Annotated in this window: 14 protein-coding genes and 1 pseudogene; 10 read left to right on the plus strand and 5 right to left on the minus strand. The window is 69.3% G+C overall.

Going from position 1 to position 14,535, the window contains the following annotated elements; genetic code table 11:
- Positions 1 to 168: 168 nt before the first annotated feature.
- Positions 169 to 1,116, plus strand: a complete 948-nt coding sequence (locus tag D5S19_RS28255; RefSeq protein ID WP_120026400.1) for a 2-hydroxyacid dehydrogenase — start codon at positions 169 to 171, stop codon at positions 1,114 to 1,116.
- A complete protein-coding gene (locus tag D5S19_RS28260; protein WP_120026401.1) occupies positions 1,113 to 2,237 on the plus strand; it encodes a glycerate kinase in 1,125 nt (374 codons plus the stop codon). Before D5S19_RS28255 ends, D5S19_RS28260 begins: the two co-directional genes overlap by 4 nt.
- A gap of 303 nt (positions 2,238 to 2,540) precedes the next feature.
- Here D5S19_RS28260 and D5S19_RS28265 read toward each other — a convergent pair whose 3' ends face one another.
- On the minus strand, positions 2,541 to 2,843 hold the full coding sequence (locus D5S19_RS28265; protein ID WP_120026402.1) for a HesB/IscA family protein: 303 nt from the start codon (positions 2,841 to 2,843) through the stop codon (positions 2,541 to 2,543).
- 147 nt (positions 2,844 to 2,990) lie between these two features.
- Entirely contained in the window at positions 2,991 to 3,161 is a 171-nt protein-coding gene (locus D5S19_RS32185; protein ID WP_158605662.1) for a hypothetical protein, read from the minus strand.
- Positions 3,162 to 3,307: 146 nt separating this feature from the next.
- Between D5S19_RS32185 and D5S19_RS28270 the strand changes: the two genes are divergently transcribed.
- A complete protein-coding gene (locus D5S19_RS28270) occupies positions 3,308 to 3,766 on the plus strand; it encodes a GtrA family protein (RefSeq protein ID WP_120026403.1) in 459 nt (152 codons plus the stop codon).
- A gap of 868 nt (positions 3,767 to 4,634) precedes the next feature.
- A complete protein-coding gene (gene shbA / locus D5S19_RS28275) occupies positions 4,635 to 5,321 on the plus strand; it encodes an RNA polymerase sigma factor ShbA (RefSeq protein WP_199730745.1) in 687 nt (228 codons plus the stop codon).
- Between the two features lie 4 nt (positions 5,322 to 5,325).
- Here shbA and D5S19_RS28280 read toward each other — a convergent pair.
- A pseudogene (locus D5S19_RS28280) lies at positions 5,326 to 6,155 on the minus strand (amidohydrolase family protein).
- On the minus strand, positions 6,152 to 6,445 hold the full coding sequence (locus D5S19_RS28285; protein WP_407641798.1) for a hypothetical protein: 294 nt from the start codon (positions 6,443 to 6,445) through the stop codon (positions 6,152 to 6,154). The pseudogene D5S19_RS28280 and the gene D5S19_RS28285 overlap by 4 nt, the downstream one beginning before the upstream one ends.
- A 209-nt stretch (positions 6,446 to 6,654) precedes the next feature.
- Between D5S19_RS28285 and D5S19_RS28290 the strand changes: the two genes are divergently transcribed.
- The 5 genes from D5S19_RS28290 to D5S19_RS28310 are packed head-to-tail and all read left to right on the plus strand — an operon-like array spanning position 6,655 to position 13,132.
- On the plus strand, positions 6,655 to 7,059 hold the full coding sequence (locus D5S19_RS28290) for a chorismate mutase family protein (protein WP_120026404.1): 405 nt from the start codon (positions 6,655 to 6,657) through the stop codon (positions 7,057 to 7,059).
- Positions 7,060 to 7,111: 52 nt separating this feature from the next.
- The gene (locus D5S19_RS28295) at positions 7,112 to 7,705 is read left to right on the plus strand and encodes a TIR domain-containing protein (protein ID WP_120026405.1); all 594 of its coding nucleotides are present in this window, start codon (positions 7,112 to 7,114) and stop codon (positions 7,703 to 7,705) included.
- Positions 7,702 to 9,351: a KGGVGR-motif variant AAA ATPase gene (locus D5S19_RS28300; RefSeq protein WP_120026406.1), complete on the plus strand. Its 1,650-nt coding sequence runs from the start codon at positions 7,702 to 7,704 to the stop codon at positions 9,349 to 9,351. The genes D5S19_RS28295 and D5S19_RS28300 overlap by 4 nt, the downstream gene beginning before the upstream one ends.
- A gap of 11 nt (positions 9,352 to 9,362) precedes the next feature.
- Entirely contained in the window at positions 9,363 to 9,968 is a 606-nt protein-coding gene (locus D5S19_RS28305) for a hypothetical protein (RefSeq protein WP_120026440.1), read from the plus strand.
- Entirely contained in the window at positions 9,965 to 13,132 is a 3,168-nt protein-coding gene (locus D5S19_RS28310) for a helicase HerA domain-containing protein (RefSeq protein WP_120026407.1), read from the plus strand. The genes D5S19_RS28305 and D5S19_RS28310 overlap by 4 nt, the downstream gene beginning before the upstream one ends.
- 56 nt (positions 13,133 to 13,188) lie before the next feature.
- Here D5S19_RS28310 and D5S19_RS28315 read toward each other — a convergent pair whose 3' ends face one another.
- The gene (locus D5S19_RS28315) at positions 13,189 to 14,091 is read right to left on the minus strand and encodes a hypothetical protein (RefSeq protein WP_120026408.1); all 903 of its coding nucleotides are present in this window, start codon (positions 14,089 to 14,091) and stop codon (positions 13,189 to 13,191) included.
- Positions 14,092 to 14,329: 238 nt separating this feature from the next.
- Between D5S19_RS28315 and D5S19_RS32190 the strand changes: the two genes are divergently transcribed.
- Positions 14,330 to 14,503, plus strand: a complete 174-nt coding sequence (locus D5S19_RS32190; RefSeq protein WP_158605663.1) for a hypothetical protein — start codon at positions 14,330 to 14,332, stop codon at positions 14,501 to 14,503.
- The last annotated feature ends 32 nt before the right edge of the window (positions 14,504 to 14,535 follow it).

The following is a 14,535-nucleotide window of genomic DNA, read 5'->3' on the forward strand; positions in this document are numbered from 1 at the left end:
TCAGGGTGCGCGACAAGGGGAAAGGAGGGGTCGCAATGCGGAATTCACCGCTGTCCGGCGTGAAGTGCTACCGGGCGCAGGCGTACCGCAGACGTGGGGTGGCTGCCCTGTTCCGGGACCCGTGCGGAACCTCGCCGGCCCTGGATCACGGGCATTAGGCTGCTCGCCATGCCGAAGATCGCCGTCACTCGATGGATTCCGGACAAGGCTCTGGACGTGCTCCGGACGGTCGGCGAGGTCGTTGTTTCGCCGGTTGATCGGCCGCTGACGCCGGAGGAGTTGCGGGAGTTCGTGGCGGGGTCGTCCGCGGTGGTGTCGATGCTGCACGATCGGGTCGACGGGCCGGTCGTGGACGCGGCAGGGGACGGATTGCGTGTGGTCGCGAACGTCGCGGTGGGATACGACAACGTCGACGTTGCCGCCTTGGCTGGGCGTGGTGTCGTGGTGACCAACACGCCGGGTGTGCTCACGGAGGCCACTGCCGACCTCACGTTCGGGTTGCTGCTGGCGATCACGCGGCGGCTCGGGGAAGGAGAACGGCTCGTCCGAGCGCAACGGCCGTGGTCGTTCCACCTCGGGTTCCTGCTGGGCTCCGGGCTGCAGGGCAGGACGCTCGGCATCGTCGGGCCCGGGCAGATCGGGCGGGCGGTGGCCGCGCGGGCGGCCGCGTTCGGGATGCGGATCGTCTACTCAGGACGATCACGGAAACCGGACTTTCCCGGGGAGTTCGTGCCGTTCGAGGAGCTGCTGGCGCGCGCGGACGTCGTTTCCCTGCACTGTCCGCTCACCGAGGACACCCGGCATCTCATCGACGCGACCGCGCTCCAAGCCATGAAACCCGGGGCGTACCTGGTGAACACCACGCGCGGTCCGGTCGTCGACGAGTCAGCGCTGGCCGACGCGCTGGAAGCGGGGGAGATCGCCGGTGCCGCGCTGGACGTGTTCGAGGCGGAGCCGGACGTCGAACCGCGGCTGCTCGGCCGGGAGGACGTGGTGCTGACCCCGCACCTGGGGTCGGCGACCGTGGAAACCCGCACCGCGATGGCGGTGCTGGCCGCGCGCAATGTCGTCTCCGTGCTCGCCGGGGCGGAGCCGCTGACGAAGGTAACGCCGTGACCCGCGTCGTGATCGCGCCGGACAAGTTCAAGGGGAGCCTCACCGCGGTCGAGGCTGCCGAGGCGATCGCGCTGGGCGTGCGGGATGCGCTGCCGGACGCGGACATCGCCACCTGCCCGGTCGCCGACGGCGGCGAAGGAACGTCGGAGGTCCTGGAAAACGCGGGCGGCACAGTGGTACAGCTGCCGGTCAGGGGGCCGCTCGCCGAGCAAGTCGAAGCGCGTTATGTGCTGCTCGACGGCACGGCGTACATCGAATCGGCGCGAGCGTGCGGCATAGAGTTCGTGACGCCGAGCCCGGAGGTCGCGCTCACCGCGCACACCTGGGGCGTCGGCGAATTGCTGGCCGACGCACTGGACCGCGGTGCGCGCAGGCTCGTGCTGACGGTCGGCGGGACGGCGAGCACGGACGGCGGAGCGGGCATGCTGGCCGCGCTGGGTGCCGGAGTGCTCGACTCATCCGGCGCGCCAGTGGGCCTCGGCGGCAGAGCGCTGGCCCGAGTCGCCCAGGTGGACCTGGCGCCGGCGCGGGCGCGGCTGGGCGAGGTGCCGGTGGCCGTGGCGACCGACGTGACCAATCCCCTGCTCGGCCCGAACGGCGCGGCCACGATCTTCGGCCCGCAGAAGGGCGCGGGCCGAGATGATGTCGCGACGCTGGACGCCGCGCTGAGGCAGTGGGCCATGGCCCTGGTGAAGACCGGCGCGCGAGACGTCACGACCGTTCCCGGCGCCGGCGCGGGCGGCGGAATCGCCGGCGGCGCGGTCGCGGGACTGGGGGCGAACGTCGAGTCGGGCTTCGATCTGATCGCGTCGCTCACCGGGGTGGACGCAGCTCTGGAGGACGCGGACCTGGTGATCACCGGTGAGGGTTCGCTGGATGAACAGTCGTTGTCCGGCAAGGCCCCGGCCGGAATCGCCGCACGGGCGGGGCAGGCAGGCGCATCGCTGCTGATACTGGCCGGCCGGATCCAGCTGGACGCCGCGACGCTGGCCGGACTGGGTGTGGTGGGCAGCAGCGCACTGATCGACCACGCACCGTCACTCGACCACGCGCGCACGCATGCCGCCGAGCTGCTGCGTGCCAGGGCGGAGGTGCTGGTCCGGGAATGGGCCACGAGGTGAGGCGTCCTTTGTGGACGATGGGTCGGCCAGGGGCGGCCCCGGGACCGCAGGGGCGCCGACCGGGCGCGATCGGTGGCTCGGCGGTCGTCGATCGGGCCAGGTTCACCGGTCGTCGATCGGGCCGGGTTCACCGGTAGTCGATCGGGCCAGGTTCGCAGGTAATCGGCGGGCCAGGTTCGCAGATAATCGGTGGGCCGTGCACCCACACGGCCGGGCGGGCCGGCATCCCGCACAACCCCGGGACACGCAGGTGCTTGCCGCCCAAGGCAAACCCTGGGCGGCAAGCGTCCGAAAGAAGTCCGCTCAGGCGGACTGCTGTGGCAGCACGGCGAACGCGACGTCGCCGGTCTCGTCCTGCTGGACGTCGAGCACCTTGTCGTCGAGCAGTGCGGCGGCCTGCGGTTCCAGGAAGACCTTGGCACCGCCGTCGGCGCCGACCACGCGGTCGCCGTCTTCGGGGGACGGGGCGACGGACAACGCCAGCTGCGCACCTTCGCCTTCCATGCTCTGGAGTGCGAACCGCAGTCCGCTATCCCCGTTCTCTGCGCCCTGCTGGGCAGTCAGGGCGGAGATCGCCTCGGCGGCGGCTTCGGTGACGGTCAGCATCTTCGGCCTTTCCCTTCGTCGCGGTCGGATGCGATGTCTGATGGTGGTTTTTCACGCTAGGGTCGCCCGGGCGGTCGCGCAGCGTGAGCGGATTGGTGCTCGGATCGTAGTGGTGCCGGTCACGGCGGATCGCCGCGACCGGCCGGGTCAGGCGCGACGGTTCATCGCCGAACGGATCGCGTCCGCGATGGTCCCGCCTGCCGGATCCCACCGGCTTCCCAGGCCGGATCCGAGGTATCCCGAACCTCCGGCCTGCCGCCCGTTCGCGGCCACGCCGGGACCGGGCTCGCTGCCCTCGGCGGGATGCCGATCGTTCATGAGCCCTCCTGGCGTCCACAGTGTCCGAGGGGAGCTACCCGCGACGGGGCAAGGTGAAACGGGGTGATCTGCTGTCGCTCGTATCACAGGTGGTCCGCGGGTTCATCAGGTTCACAAGTTTGTGAACTGCGGGTAGCGTCGCGCTCATGACCACCACGAGGTGGGCGCCGCGGCGGCCGCAGCTCGCCGATGGGCGGCACCGCGAACTCGGCGGGCACGCGGCGTGGTACCTCGCCGCCGGCGGGATCACCACCGGACTGCAGGCCGTACTCTTCCTCCTGCTGCGGCCGGAATTCGGCGCACAGTGGGCGAATCTGGTCGCGATCGCCCTCACTACGGTGGGTAACACCGAGTTTCACCGCCGCGTCACCTTCGCCGGGCGCACCAGCCGCGCCGGCAAGCGGCATCTGCAGGACCTCGCGACGTTCGCCTTCTACGTCGGCTACGGCTCGATAGCGCTGGCCGTGCTCGACGGACTGGTCGATCAGCCGACCGCCTGGCAACAGACCGGCGCGCTCCTGACCGCGAGTGTCGTGGGCGGCATCCTGCGATTCGCCGTCCTGCGCTGGTGGGTCTTCGACCGTGGAGAGACCACAAAGGACTGATCATCGGCAGCGTCCACTGTACACTCCGTCAGGGCCGGGTCACCCACGGCGACTTCGCGGCCGGGATCGGCACCCAGCCGCATGGATCGACCCCGCGAGAGATACCGATCTTGATCTTCATGCGACGAGGGCGGCACGTCACTCACCGAGGTCGTGGTCCAGCGCGGAGTAGCCGGTCGATGGGGAGCACGGCGTCGCGGACCGCGCCACCCAGGATGCCGGACGTCCCACCGCACGGTGTCCAATCCGGACAGTGCGGCGACGCGCTTTCGAGCACCCAGTTCGAGCACCCAGGATTCGCGCTCCCATGATCACTTTCCCGGGCGAGCGCCGCGGGAAAGCCGGGTTGGCACGTCTGCACCTGCGTGCCGGTTTTGCCGGTACCCCTGCGGCGAGATCCCGGCCGGCAAACAGCCACGCCGCGATCAGCATGACCACGGTCGCTCATCGGATGAATCCGGACCCCGCCCACCGTTCACCCGGCCCGTCACCTTCCGCTCACGGCGCCACCGGCAGGCCGATCACGCCTGCCACGCACCCGAACCCAGCCCACTCGTCCGGCCGCGGCGGACACTCTCCGTCGCGCCACCACGATCTGACCCTCCGTGATCAGGAGGCCCTTCGTCCGGTACATTCCGCGACCCAGGATTCTCCCGCCGCGTCGCTGGGTCTCAATTACATCAAGACTGTTGCTGCTAACGGGGTATTCGTAGTTGAAAGATGGACGGTCCGGGATGAGCCGCCTAGGGTTACACAGCGTCGCAACGGACGCGGATGCGCCCCCGCCGATCGGGGGAGCCGCGACCGCAACATCACAGAGTGTTGACCCCAAGACTGCGACGGTCGCCGGGTCGCCGGGGAGACGACCATGACCGCACCGACAACCACGAAGCCGTCCGACATCGCGGAAACCGGGATTACCGGAGCGTCCACGGAGCACACCGTCCCGGGATATGTGCGGCCCGAGCAGCTGCCTCGCGGTGGCGGACGGCTGACCAAGGAGGACCTCGACCCGCTCGTGCGCGCCGCCGGCCGGGGTGATCAGCTGGCGATCGGGCAGCTGTTGCACGTGCTGCGCCCAGTGGTGGCCCGCTACTGCCGGGCCCGGATGGGCGGGCGCGACCTGTCCTACCTCTCCGCCGACGACGTGGCGCAGGACGTCTGCATGGCCGTGCTCAAGGCTCTGCCCGACTACCAGGACCGCGGCGGCTCCTTCCTGTACCTGGTGCACGCGATCGCGGCGAACAAGGTCGCCGACGCCTACCGGGTGCTCGCCCGCGACCGGTCCGACCCGGTCGCGGAACTGCCCGAACGCCCGCTGTCGGGCAACGAGCCGGAAATGCGCGTACTGCAAGTCGATCTCGGCAGCCGCCTGCAGGAGCTGCTCACCAAGCTCGCGCCGGTGCAGCAGGAGATCCTCGCCCTGCGCATCATCGTCGGGCTGAGCGCGAACGAGACCGCGGAGACGCTCGGCATCTCCGCGGGCAACGTGCGCGTCACCCAGCATCGTGCGCTGAGCAAGCTCCGCGAAATGATCCAGGGCCAGGAATTCTGAGGCCTCACCCCAGCCGGTACGCGCGCGCCGCCGTGTGCTCGAACACTGCCAGCCGCTCGGGATCGCTGAGCGGGCCGGTGAGCGAAAGCGCGGCGTCCACCACGACCTCGTAGGCCGCGGCCAGTTCACACACCGGCCCGTCGCTGCCGAACATGACCCGCTGCGCGCCGAAGGCGGTGAACACGTGCTCGGCGTAGCGGCGCAGGTGCCCCACCTGCCATTCGTGCCAATCGGCCTCGGTGACCAGCCCGGACAATTTGCAGTGCACGTTCTCGTGCGCGGCCAGCCCGGCCACGCCGTCCGCCCACGGCTGCCACTCCCCCGCCGCGACCCGGGGCTTTGCCGCGTGGTCGAGAACCAGGGTCAGCTCCGGCAGCCGCTGCGCCACCTGCCGGGCGGCGGCGAGCTGCGCCGGGGCGACGAGCAGGTCGTAGACCAGCCCGGCGACCCCGACCGCGGCGAGCCCGCGCAGGACTTCGGGCCATAGCAGCCATTCCGGGTCCGGCTCGTTCTCCGCCTGGTGGCGGATGCCGACGAGCGGGCCGAGTTCGCGCAGCCGCGCGAGCCGGTCGGCGATATCCGGCGCGGTCAGGTCCACCCAGCCGACGACGCCCGCGACGAGTGGCTCCGCCGCCGCGACAGCCAGGAACTCCTCCGTCTCGGCCTCGTCCGGAACGGTCTGCACGAGGACCGTCTCGTGCACCCCGGCGGCCGTGGTCACCGGCGCAGATCGTCCACTGTGTACGGTTTGCGAAGAGGGGCCATCCGGTCACCGGCCAGCCACGGATACGCGCGGCAGGCCGGGTCCCACAGGTGGTGGTGCGCATCGATCACGGCCTGTCTCCAGTGGCCAGGACACCGGCTCGCACCAGACCGGCGTCCTTGAGGTCGTGCCACAGCCCGGCCGGGATCTTCGCGGCGGCCCGGCGGACGTTGAGCGTCACCTGGTCCGGCGCGTGCGCGCCGACGACGACGGAGGTCACCGCCGGATGCGTCCGCGGCAGCGCGAGCGCCGCGTCCGGCAACTCGACACCGTGACGTGCACAGACCGCCGTTTCGCCGGACATCGCGTGGTAGAGGTTGCCCAGCTGTGCGCCGCCGAGTCCCAGCGGAGAAAGCTCCATGCTCACTCCCTCACCGGTCAGGGTGTCGGCAAAGTCGGTGTGGAGGTCTGTGAAGGGACCCTTCACAGACTCAGAGTCCGTGAAGGGTCCCTTCACGGACCCGAAACCGGTCCGGCGCACGCAACGAGGTGGTCGCACACACACCTCCGCATCGCCCGCTGCCGGGCCCCGACCAACTTTGCCGGGCTGACCTGAACAAAGGGGGATACGTGACACAGCATGCGGACCGGATCATCGAAGCGAAGGCCGACCAGCTGCGGGCGCTCGACACCGAGCTGATCGACGCCATCCAGAACTGGATAGACCTGACCAAAGACCTTGGCAACACCCGGATTGACGCGGGGCATCCCCGAACTGTGCACAAGGATGAGCTGGCGTTCATCAAGAGCTTCCGCTCGCTTGGCGCGGCCGGTGCCGAGCTGGCAGTGGTTCTGCTGCGGCTGACCCGGACCGACCTTGACTCGCCGCAGGCCAAGGAATTCCCGCCGTCGGGCCATCGAGTGCGGCGGACATCCACATCGCGCCTGTCCGCGACGGCAGAGATGCCGAAAGGGCCCCTTTCCACCGGTTGTTGTCCACTTTGTGGCCAGTTGACTGGCCAGTTGTCCCGATAATCGTCATTATCTGTCGATTCCCGCCCGCTGCCCGCCGCATATCATCGTTGGCGTGTCCGAGTACGAGTTTGATCTGTTCATCAGCTACAGCCGTCACGGCAGCGTGCAAAAATGGCTGCTCAACCACTTCTACGGCAAATTGCGTGAATGTCTCGCCGACGAGTACGGCAGCCTGAACGTGTACGTGGATCGGCAGATGCCCAGCGCGGTGCACTGGCCGTCCAACCTGCGGGACGCGTTGCAGCGCAGCAAGATCATGGTTCAGTTGCTGACCCCGCCATACTTTCGCTCATCCTGGTGCCTGGCCGAGATGCGCAGCATGCAGGCCAGGGAGGAGATGCTCGGCTTCGCGGGACACGGTCGTTCTTCCCAGGGGTTGATCTACCCGATCCTGTACGGGGACTCGGACAACTTCCCCGATTGGGGAAAGGTGCGAGCCTGGCGGGATTTCAAGGACGTCGCCTATCCGGATCCTTGCTATCAGCAGAGCGTTGAATACAACAAGTTCCACCACAAGGTCAAGGAGCTCGCCAGGGACCTGGCGCAGCTGGTGGCCCAGGCACCACCGTGGCGGCCCGACTGGCCGCTTGTCGAAGAGCCGGAACCGGTGTTGCTGCCGACTCCTCCGCTGCCGAGGTTCGAATGACGACCGGCACCGTGCTCACCTTCTATTCGTACAAGGGCGGGGTGGGCCGCAGTTTCACGCTGGCGAACGTGGCAGTGCTGTTGGCGCGCTGGGGGTACCGGGTGCTCACGGTGGACTGGGACCTCGAAGCGCCCGGGCTGCACCACTACTTCGGGCCGAAGCTGGTCGAGCAGCCGGAACGCGGCGTCGTCGACCTCGCGCACGACTTCCTGCGCGATGCCGGATCGTCGAAGGCCCCGCGGGACCTGGAGTCCTACCCCGTCCAGGTCGGCGTCGAAGGTGGCCGGCTCGATCTGCTGGCAGCCGGACGCATGGTTTCCGGCAAGCTGGAAGACTCCTATTCGAAGCGGATGCAGGCGCTGAACTGGGAGGAGCTGTACCGGCTCGAGTTCGCCGCGTACCTGGAGCGGTGCCGGGCGGCGTGGACCGAGGACTACGACTTCGTACTGCTCGACAGCCGGACCGGTGTCTCCGACATCGCCGGCATCTGCACCGCGCATCTGCCGGACCGGCTGGTCGTGGTGTTCACCGCCAACGACCAGAACCTCGACGACGTGGTGGACGTCGCGCGGCGGGCTGACCGCGCCCGTGACCGCATGCCCTACGACCGGCCCCGGCACTCGGTACTCCCCATTCTGTCCAGGTTGGACAATCGAGTCGAGTACGAGCGTGCCGAGCAGTGGCAGCGCAAGTGCGCCGAGACCGTGGCGCCGCTGTTCGGCAACTGGCTGGCGCAGACCGTCCCGGTGGACCTGATGATGCGCCACCTCACGGTGCCCTACGTCTCCTATTGGAGCTTCGGCGAGCAGTTGCCGGTCCTGGAGGAGGAGGTGCCCAAGGCGGACCAGATCTCCTACGCGCTGGAGACGGTCGCTTCGGTCATCGCGCAGGACTTCGACCGCACCGACGTGCTGGCCGACAACCGCGACGCCTACGTGGCCGCCGCGCGGGACCGGTGCCGTGAGTTCGACCTGGACGTGCTGGTGTCGAGCGCACGGCAGTCCAAGGTCGCCGCGGAACTGATCCAGGAACTGCACCTGCTCGGGGTGCGCGCCGACCGGTCGTTGTCCGGCGACCCGGGATTCCTGGCCGAGGCCACCGAATCGGCCCGGCACCTGTGCCTGGTGGTGGAGGGACCGCTCAGCCGCTGGCAGATCACCGAGTCCGAACGATTCCTCCGGCACACGCTCGGGCCGGAGGGCGGGCATCGGCAGCTGTTCTGCCTGCTCGCCCGCGGCATCGATCGCGACGAACTGCCGGGCTTCGTGCGCAATCTGCGCCACCTGGAATTCACCCCGGACGTGCGGCCCGTCCAGGTGGCCAGACAGCTGCACCATCTGCTTACCGCCACCGGGGCAGAGCCGGACCAGGAGGCGCTGCGGGGCGCGGCGGCCGCTCTCCGCGCGCTGCCGCACACCCTGCCCTACGCCGAACGCTTCGTCCTGGTCGAGGAAACCGTCAGCGGAATGGCCGCCGCACTGGACCACGGCGACCTGGCCCAACTGCTCGACCGGTCGGCGGACCTGGCCTTCCTCGGCAGAGCCCACGGCGACGGTGCCGGGGTGCCCGCACCCCGTGCGCTCCTCGACGCGACGAAGGCACTGCTGAGCCGGATCGATCGACGGATCAACGCGTTCACCGAATGAAAGGCGGCGAAATGCCGGAGCAGTACTCCACGAATGCCAGGGCCGCGCTGCTGGCGCTGGCACTGGCCAACCGGGCCATGCTCAACACCGAACTGGTCAAGGACCACAAGGTCCGGCTCGGTCCCGCCGACCGCGACCGGCTGAATACCGCCGGACTGCTGGAGAGTTCGACGAACGTCCGGCCGTTCGTGCACCGGATCACCGACGACGGGATCGACTGGTGCCTGACCGACCTGGTTCGCTCGGAACTACCGCCTCGCGCGGGGCCGCAGGCCCGGCAACAACTCGACCTGCTGCGCCGGCTGGTGCCGTTCCTGCGCCGGCGCGGCTTGCTGGCCGAGGCGCTGCGCTCCGGTGACCTGGAATCGCTCATTCGCGGCGTCTACGCCGAGCTGACGGTGGGTGTGCAGGACTGGATCCGCCTGGCCCGGCTACGGCCGAAGCTCAACGGTGCGGGCAAGGACGAGGTGGACGCCGTGCTGGTCAAAATGGCGAAGACGGGCACGGTCCACCTGGCCCCCGACTCCAATCGCAAGGTGCTCACCGACGCCGACCACGACGCCGCCGTCCGGGTCGGTGGCGAGGACAAGCACCTCATCGTGATCGAGGAATCATGACCGACGACTTACGTGAGGTCCTGGCCGTCCTGCGGTTCAACTCCGCCGAGACCCCGGACGACGTCTGGCACACTTCGCCCTCGCATATCGACGGCCTGCACGCCCGGGTCGAGCACACCATCAGGGCGGGCATCGAGGACGCCAGGGCCAGCACCGGCCCGAGCCCGGTGGGCGTGGCCGTGCAGGGGGAGAAGGGAGTGGGCAAGACCCACCTGCTCGGCTCGGTGCGCCGCATGGTGCAGCGTGAGGGCGGTTACTTCTTCCTCGCCGAGCTCACCACCGGGGACGCGTTCTGGGATGACCTCGCCGAGTCGATGCGCAGCGAACTGCACCGGGCCAACGACGAGGGCGAGCGCCAGCTCACCGTGCTGCTGCGGCAGTTGTGCGCCGGTGCCGCGGTGTCCGAAGAGGTCAGCCGAGCCATCGTGGGCGAATCGGAACTGCGGCCCGACCACCTGCGTGCACTGCTCAACGGCCTGAGGAAGGCCGACGGCCGCATCGCCGCGGAATGCGGTGACACCATCCGGGCTCTGGTGCTCTACGGGTCCGACGCCGCGGACATCGGCCTGGAATACCTCCAGGGCCACGAAGGCAGCAAGGCCGACCGCCGGTTGTGGGGCATGCAGCCGCGCGCCAAGTCACCCCGCGTGCTCGTGCGAGACATCTCCCGCGTCCTCGCCCTGACGGGACCGTGCGTCGTCGGGGTCGACCAGCTGGACACCCTGGTCAACAAGGGGCAGGACGCCCTCGACAGCCAGGAGACCGACGCCGAGGTGACCCGGGAGATCGCGCTGATTTCCGACGGCTTGATGGCGCTGCGCGAATCCACCCAGCGGACGCTGACCATCGTGGCGTGCCTGCCCAACACCTGGATGAGGTTGAAGGCCGTGGCCAGCGACACGGTGGGCGACCGGTTCACCCAGACCTCCTTCCTGGGGGCGATCCAGGATCCGGAACTGGGCAGGAAACTGATCGAGAAGTGGCTCGGGGTGATCTACGAAAAGCACGGCGTCACACCACCGCACTCGACCTGGCCCGTAGCCGCCGGCGCGTTCGGTGAGAGCTGGACGAGTCACACACCGCGGCAGCTGCTCAAGCGGATCCATGCCCACGCCGAAGCCTGCCTGCACGGTGAGATCCGGGAACTGGGTTCCTTCGACGAAAAGGTGGCCGAGACCGTACCCGCACCCGTGGGCCTGCTGCCGGATCATTCCCTCGCCGAACTCGACGAGGAGTTCGCCCGGCTGCGGAGCGCGGTCGATCTCGGCGAGCTGGACATCAGCAAGGACAACGAAGACGAGGTCGCCCCGCCATTGCTGCTGGCCGGATTGAAGGCGTGGATCACCGAGATCGGCAACGACGACCTGAAGTGGCAGCCGGAGTCGCTCTCGGACGAGAAAAGGCTGCACGCCAGCCTGCGCCGGCACCTCGACGACGCGCTCGACCTCCAGGAGCAGTGGACCTTCCGGGTCATCTCCGGGGGCCACGGCACGACCGTGCTGCGCCGGTTGCGCAACGCCCGCGACGCGGCGGGCATCCGAGCGGGGGCCAAGGACCGGTACCTCGTGCTCATCCGCTGGGGCAACCGCGGCTGGACCGGGCCGACCACCCGCAAGGAGTTCACTGCGCTGGAGCAGCTGGGGGTGCGGCGCCTCGACATGTCGGACGAGGATCTGCGGACCTTCAGCGCGCTCCGGAAAATGCTCGCCACGCCGAACCGGCGGTTGATCACCTGGCTGGTGGCGCGCAAGCCGGCCAGCGGCCGGACGCTGCTGCGCCACGTCCTGCCCCAGTCCACCCAGACCAGGAACGGCCACCAGGAAACGCGGCCGCCGCCGGAACTCGCCCCGGCGACACCCGCCGCCGAGCCGAAGCCCACCCCGCCGAAGGCCCCGATTGCCGAACCAGCCGAAGCCCCGGCCGCCGAATCGGCCGCACCGGCCGACGAGGCATTCGTGCTCGGGCTCGACGGGGAAGTCCGCATCGAGCTGGCGTCGCTGCGCAAGCACGTCATCGTGTTCGCGGGGTCCGGCAGCGGGAAAACCGTGCTGCTGCGCCGGATCGTCGAGGAGTGCGCACTGCGCGGGGTGTCGGCGATCGTGCTGGACCCCAACAACGACCTGGCGCGCCTGGGCGACGCCTGGCCCGAACCGCCTGGCGACTGGCTGCCCGGGGACGCGGGCAGGTCGGCGGAATACCTGGCCCACACCGAGGTCGTGGTGTGGACACCGGGCCGGGCGGGCGGACGTCCGCTCAGCTTCCACCCGCTGCCCGACTTCGCCGACGTCCGCGAGGACGCCGACGAGTTCGCGGTCTCGGTCGAAGCCGCCGTGGCCCGGCTGGTGCCGCACGCCAGGGTCGCCAACGGTACCAAGGGTGCCGTTCGCGGCCGGGCGGTGCTGCGCGAGGCGCTGACGCACTACGCCCGTTCCGGGAAGCGGGACCTCAACCGGTTCATCGAACTGCTCGCCGAACTGCCGGAAGGGGTGAGCAAGCTCAGCACCGGCACCGCGATGGCCGCCGATCTGGCGGAAACCCTGCGGGCGGCCGTGGTCAACGACCCGCTCCTCTGCGGGCCGGGAGAAGCGACCGACCCGGGGGTCCTGCTCACGCCGTCGGCAGGCAGGCGGGCCCGGATCTCGGTGATCAGCTTCATCGGGTTGCCGTCGGAGGAACAGCGGCAGGGCTTCGTCAGCCAGCTCCAGTGGGAGGTGTTCGCCTGGATCAAACGCCACCCGGCCGTGGACCGGCCGCTCGGCGGACTGTTCGTGATGGACGAAGCGCAGACCATCGCGCCGTCGACGGCGTTGACGGCCAGCACGCAGAGCACCATCCTGCTCGCCTCCCAGGCCCGCAAGTACGGGCTCGGCCTGGTGCTGGCCACCCAGGCACCGAAGGGCGTGCACAACCAGGTGGTCGGCAATGCCACGACCCAGTTCTTCGGCAGGCTGAACAGCCCGGCGCAGGTGGCCGCGGCGACCGAGATGGCCAGGGCGAAGAGCAGTTCGGTGGGCGACATCTCGCGGCTGGAACGCGGGCAGTTCTACGCCACCGGCGAGAACTTCGCCTTCCGCCGGATGCGGGTGCCGCTGTGCCTGAGCCACCACCCGCCGAGTCCGTTGCGGCTCGAAGAAGTACTGGACCGGTCCCACGAGCACCGGTGACCGCGCGCGAAAAGCGCCCTTCACCCGAAGCAGGTGAAGGGCGCTTTCGCGTGGGGTCAGCGCGCCACGGCGGCGACCACGGTGTTGATGCGCTGCCACAGTGCGGCGAACAGGTCTTCCCGGCGGTAGACGCGGGGCTCGCCGGTGCTGCGGCCGAGGACCGAGAAGTCGTGCAGCTCGAGCACGGCGGTACCGGTTTCGGTGCTGTACACCGGGAGGGCCCATCCGTTGCTGCACCCGCTGCCGGTGTCGGCCTGGTGCCTGCCGACCACGAAGTTCACGGTCTCGTCCCCGCCGATGCCCCCGCGTTGGATGTCCAGCGAGTACACCGTGTCACCGGCCTGCTCCACCCGGACGCTGATGCGCGAGACACCGCGGTGCACCGTGCCGACGAACCCGCTGCGCTCCAGGCCCGGCATCGCCGCGGTAAGCTGGTCGCCCAGATAGCGGAGGGTGGCTTCCTGTTCGGCGTACCGGCTGAACGTGGCGGGCACGGCTGGTGAGCTGGTAAGCCGCCGGGCGCCGGTCACCACCTCGGCGACCGATGCCTGCTCGGCGCCCGCCGACTCGGCGGCCTCGACCCGGGCAGCCAGCGCATCGGTGAGCAGGTCGGGCCGCGCAGGGTCGAACCGCAGGTAGCTCACATGCGGGTGCAGCAACTCGGCGGGCACGGTGAGCTCACCGACGAGCACCGGCAGCACGTGCTCGTCCCCGTTCTTGACCGCGCGCAGCATCGCGGCACCGAAATCGTCCACAGTGGAGACGAAGGGCAGGAAGAAGCGCACCGGTGTGGCCGGCAGGTCTCCCCGGTCCTTGTGCCCCCACCACTCGTGGGTCTGGTCGGGCCCGTGCAGGACCCTCAGCCCGCGCTGCCGGCTCGTCTCGACCAGCTCGCCGACCGCGGCCCGCGACTGCTCGGTGAATGAAACGGCGACGTCATAGGCCGTATTTTCCTTCATAATCCACCCTTTCTGGTCGTCGCCGGCACCACACCGGCGAGTACCGGGGGAGACTCCACCGCCGCTGTCGACCAGAAGTGGACGTGATGTGGATCCCCGCCCGTTTCCCGTTGACCGCCGCGGGGGAAACGGTCACCTCCTTGTCGGCCGTCCGGGCTCTAATGAATCCTCGATATGGGCACCGGGACAGATCCGGAAAGCCGGAAATCAGTTCATTAATTCGTCGAGAGGATTCGTCATGTCCACATTCATGTCCACTTTTGCTGCCGTCATCGCCTCGGTCACGGCCGCGCCGTGGTTGGCCATGGCCGGTTTCACCGGCGGTTTCGCCCTGCCCTCGGACGAACCGTCTGCGGCGCCGCCGGCCGCCACCGCTGCACAGGAGTCGGATGGAAATCCCTGGCAAGACTGATTTGCCGGCGAAAGTGCCGCCCTGGTCGCCCG

The sequence above is a fragment of the Amycolatopsis panacis genome (assembly GCF_003600245.1).
Classification (GTDB): domain Bacteria; phylum Actinomycetota; class Actinomycetes; order Mycobacteriales; family Pseudonocardiaceae; genus Amycolatopsis; species Amycolatopsis sulphurea.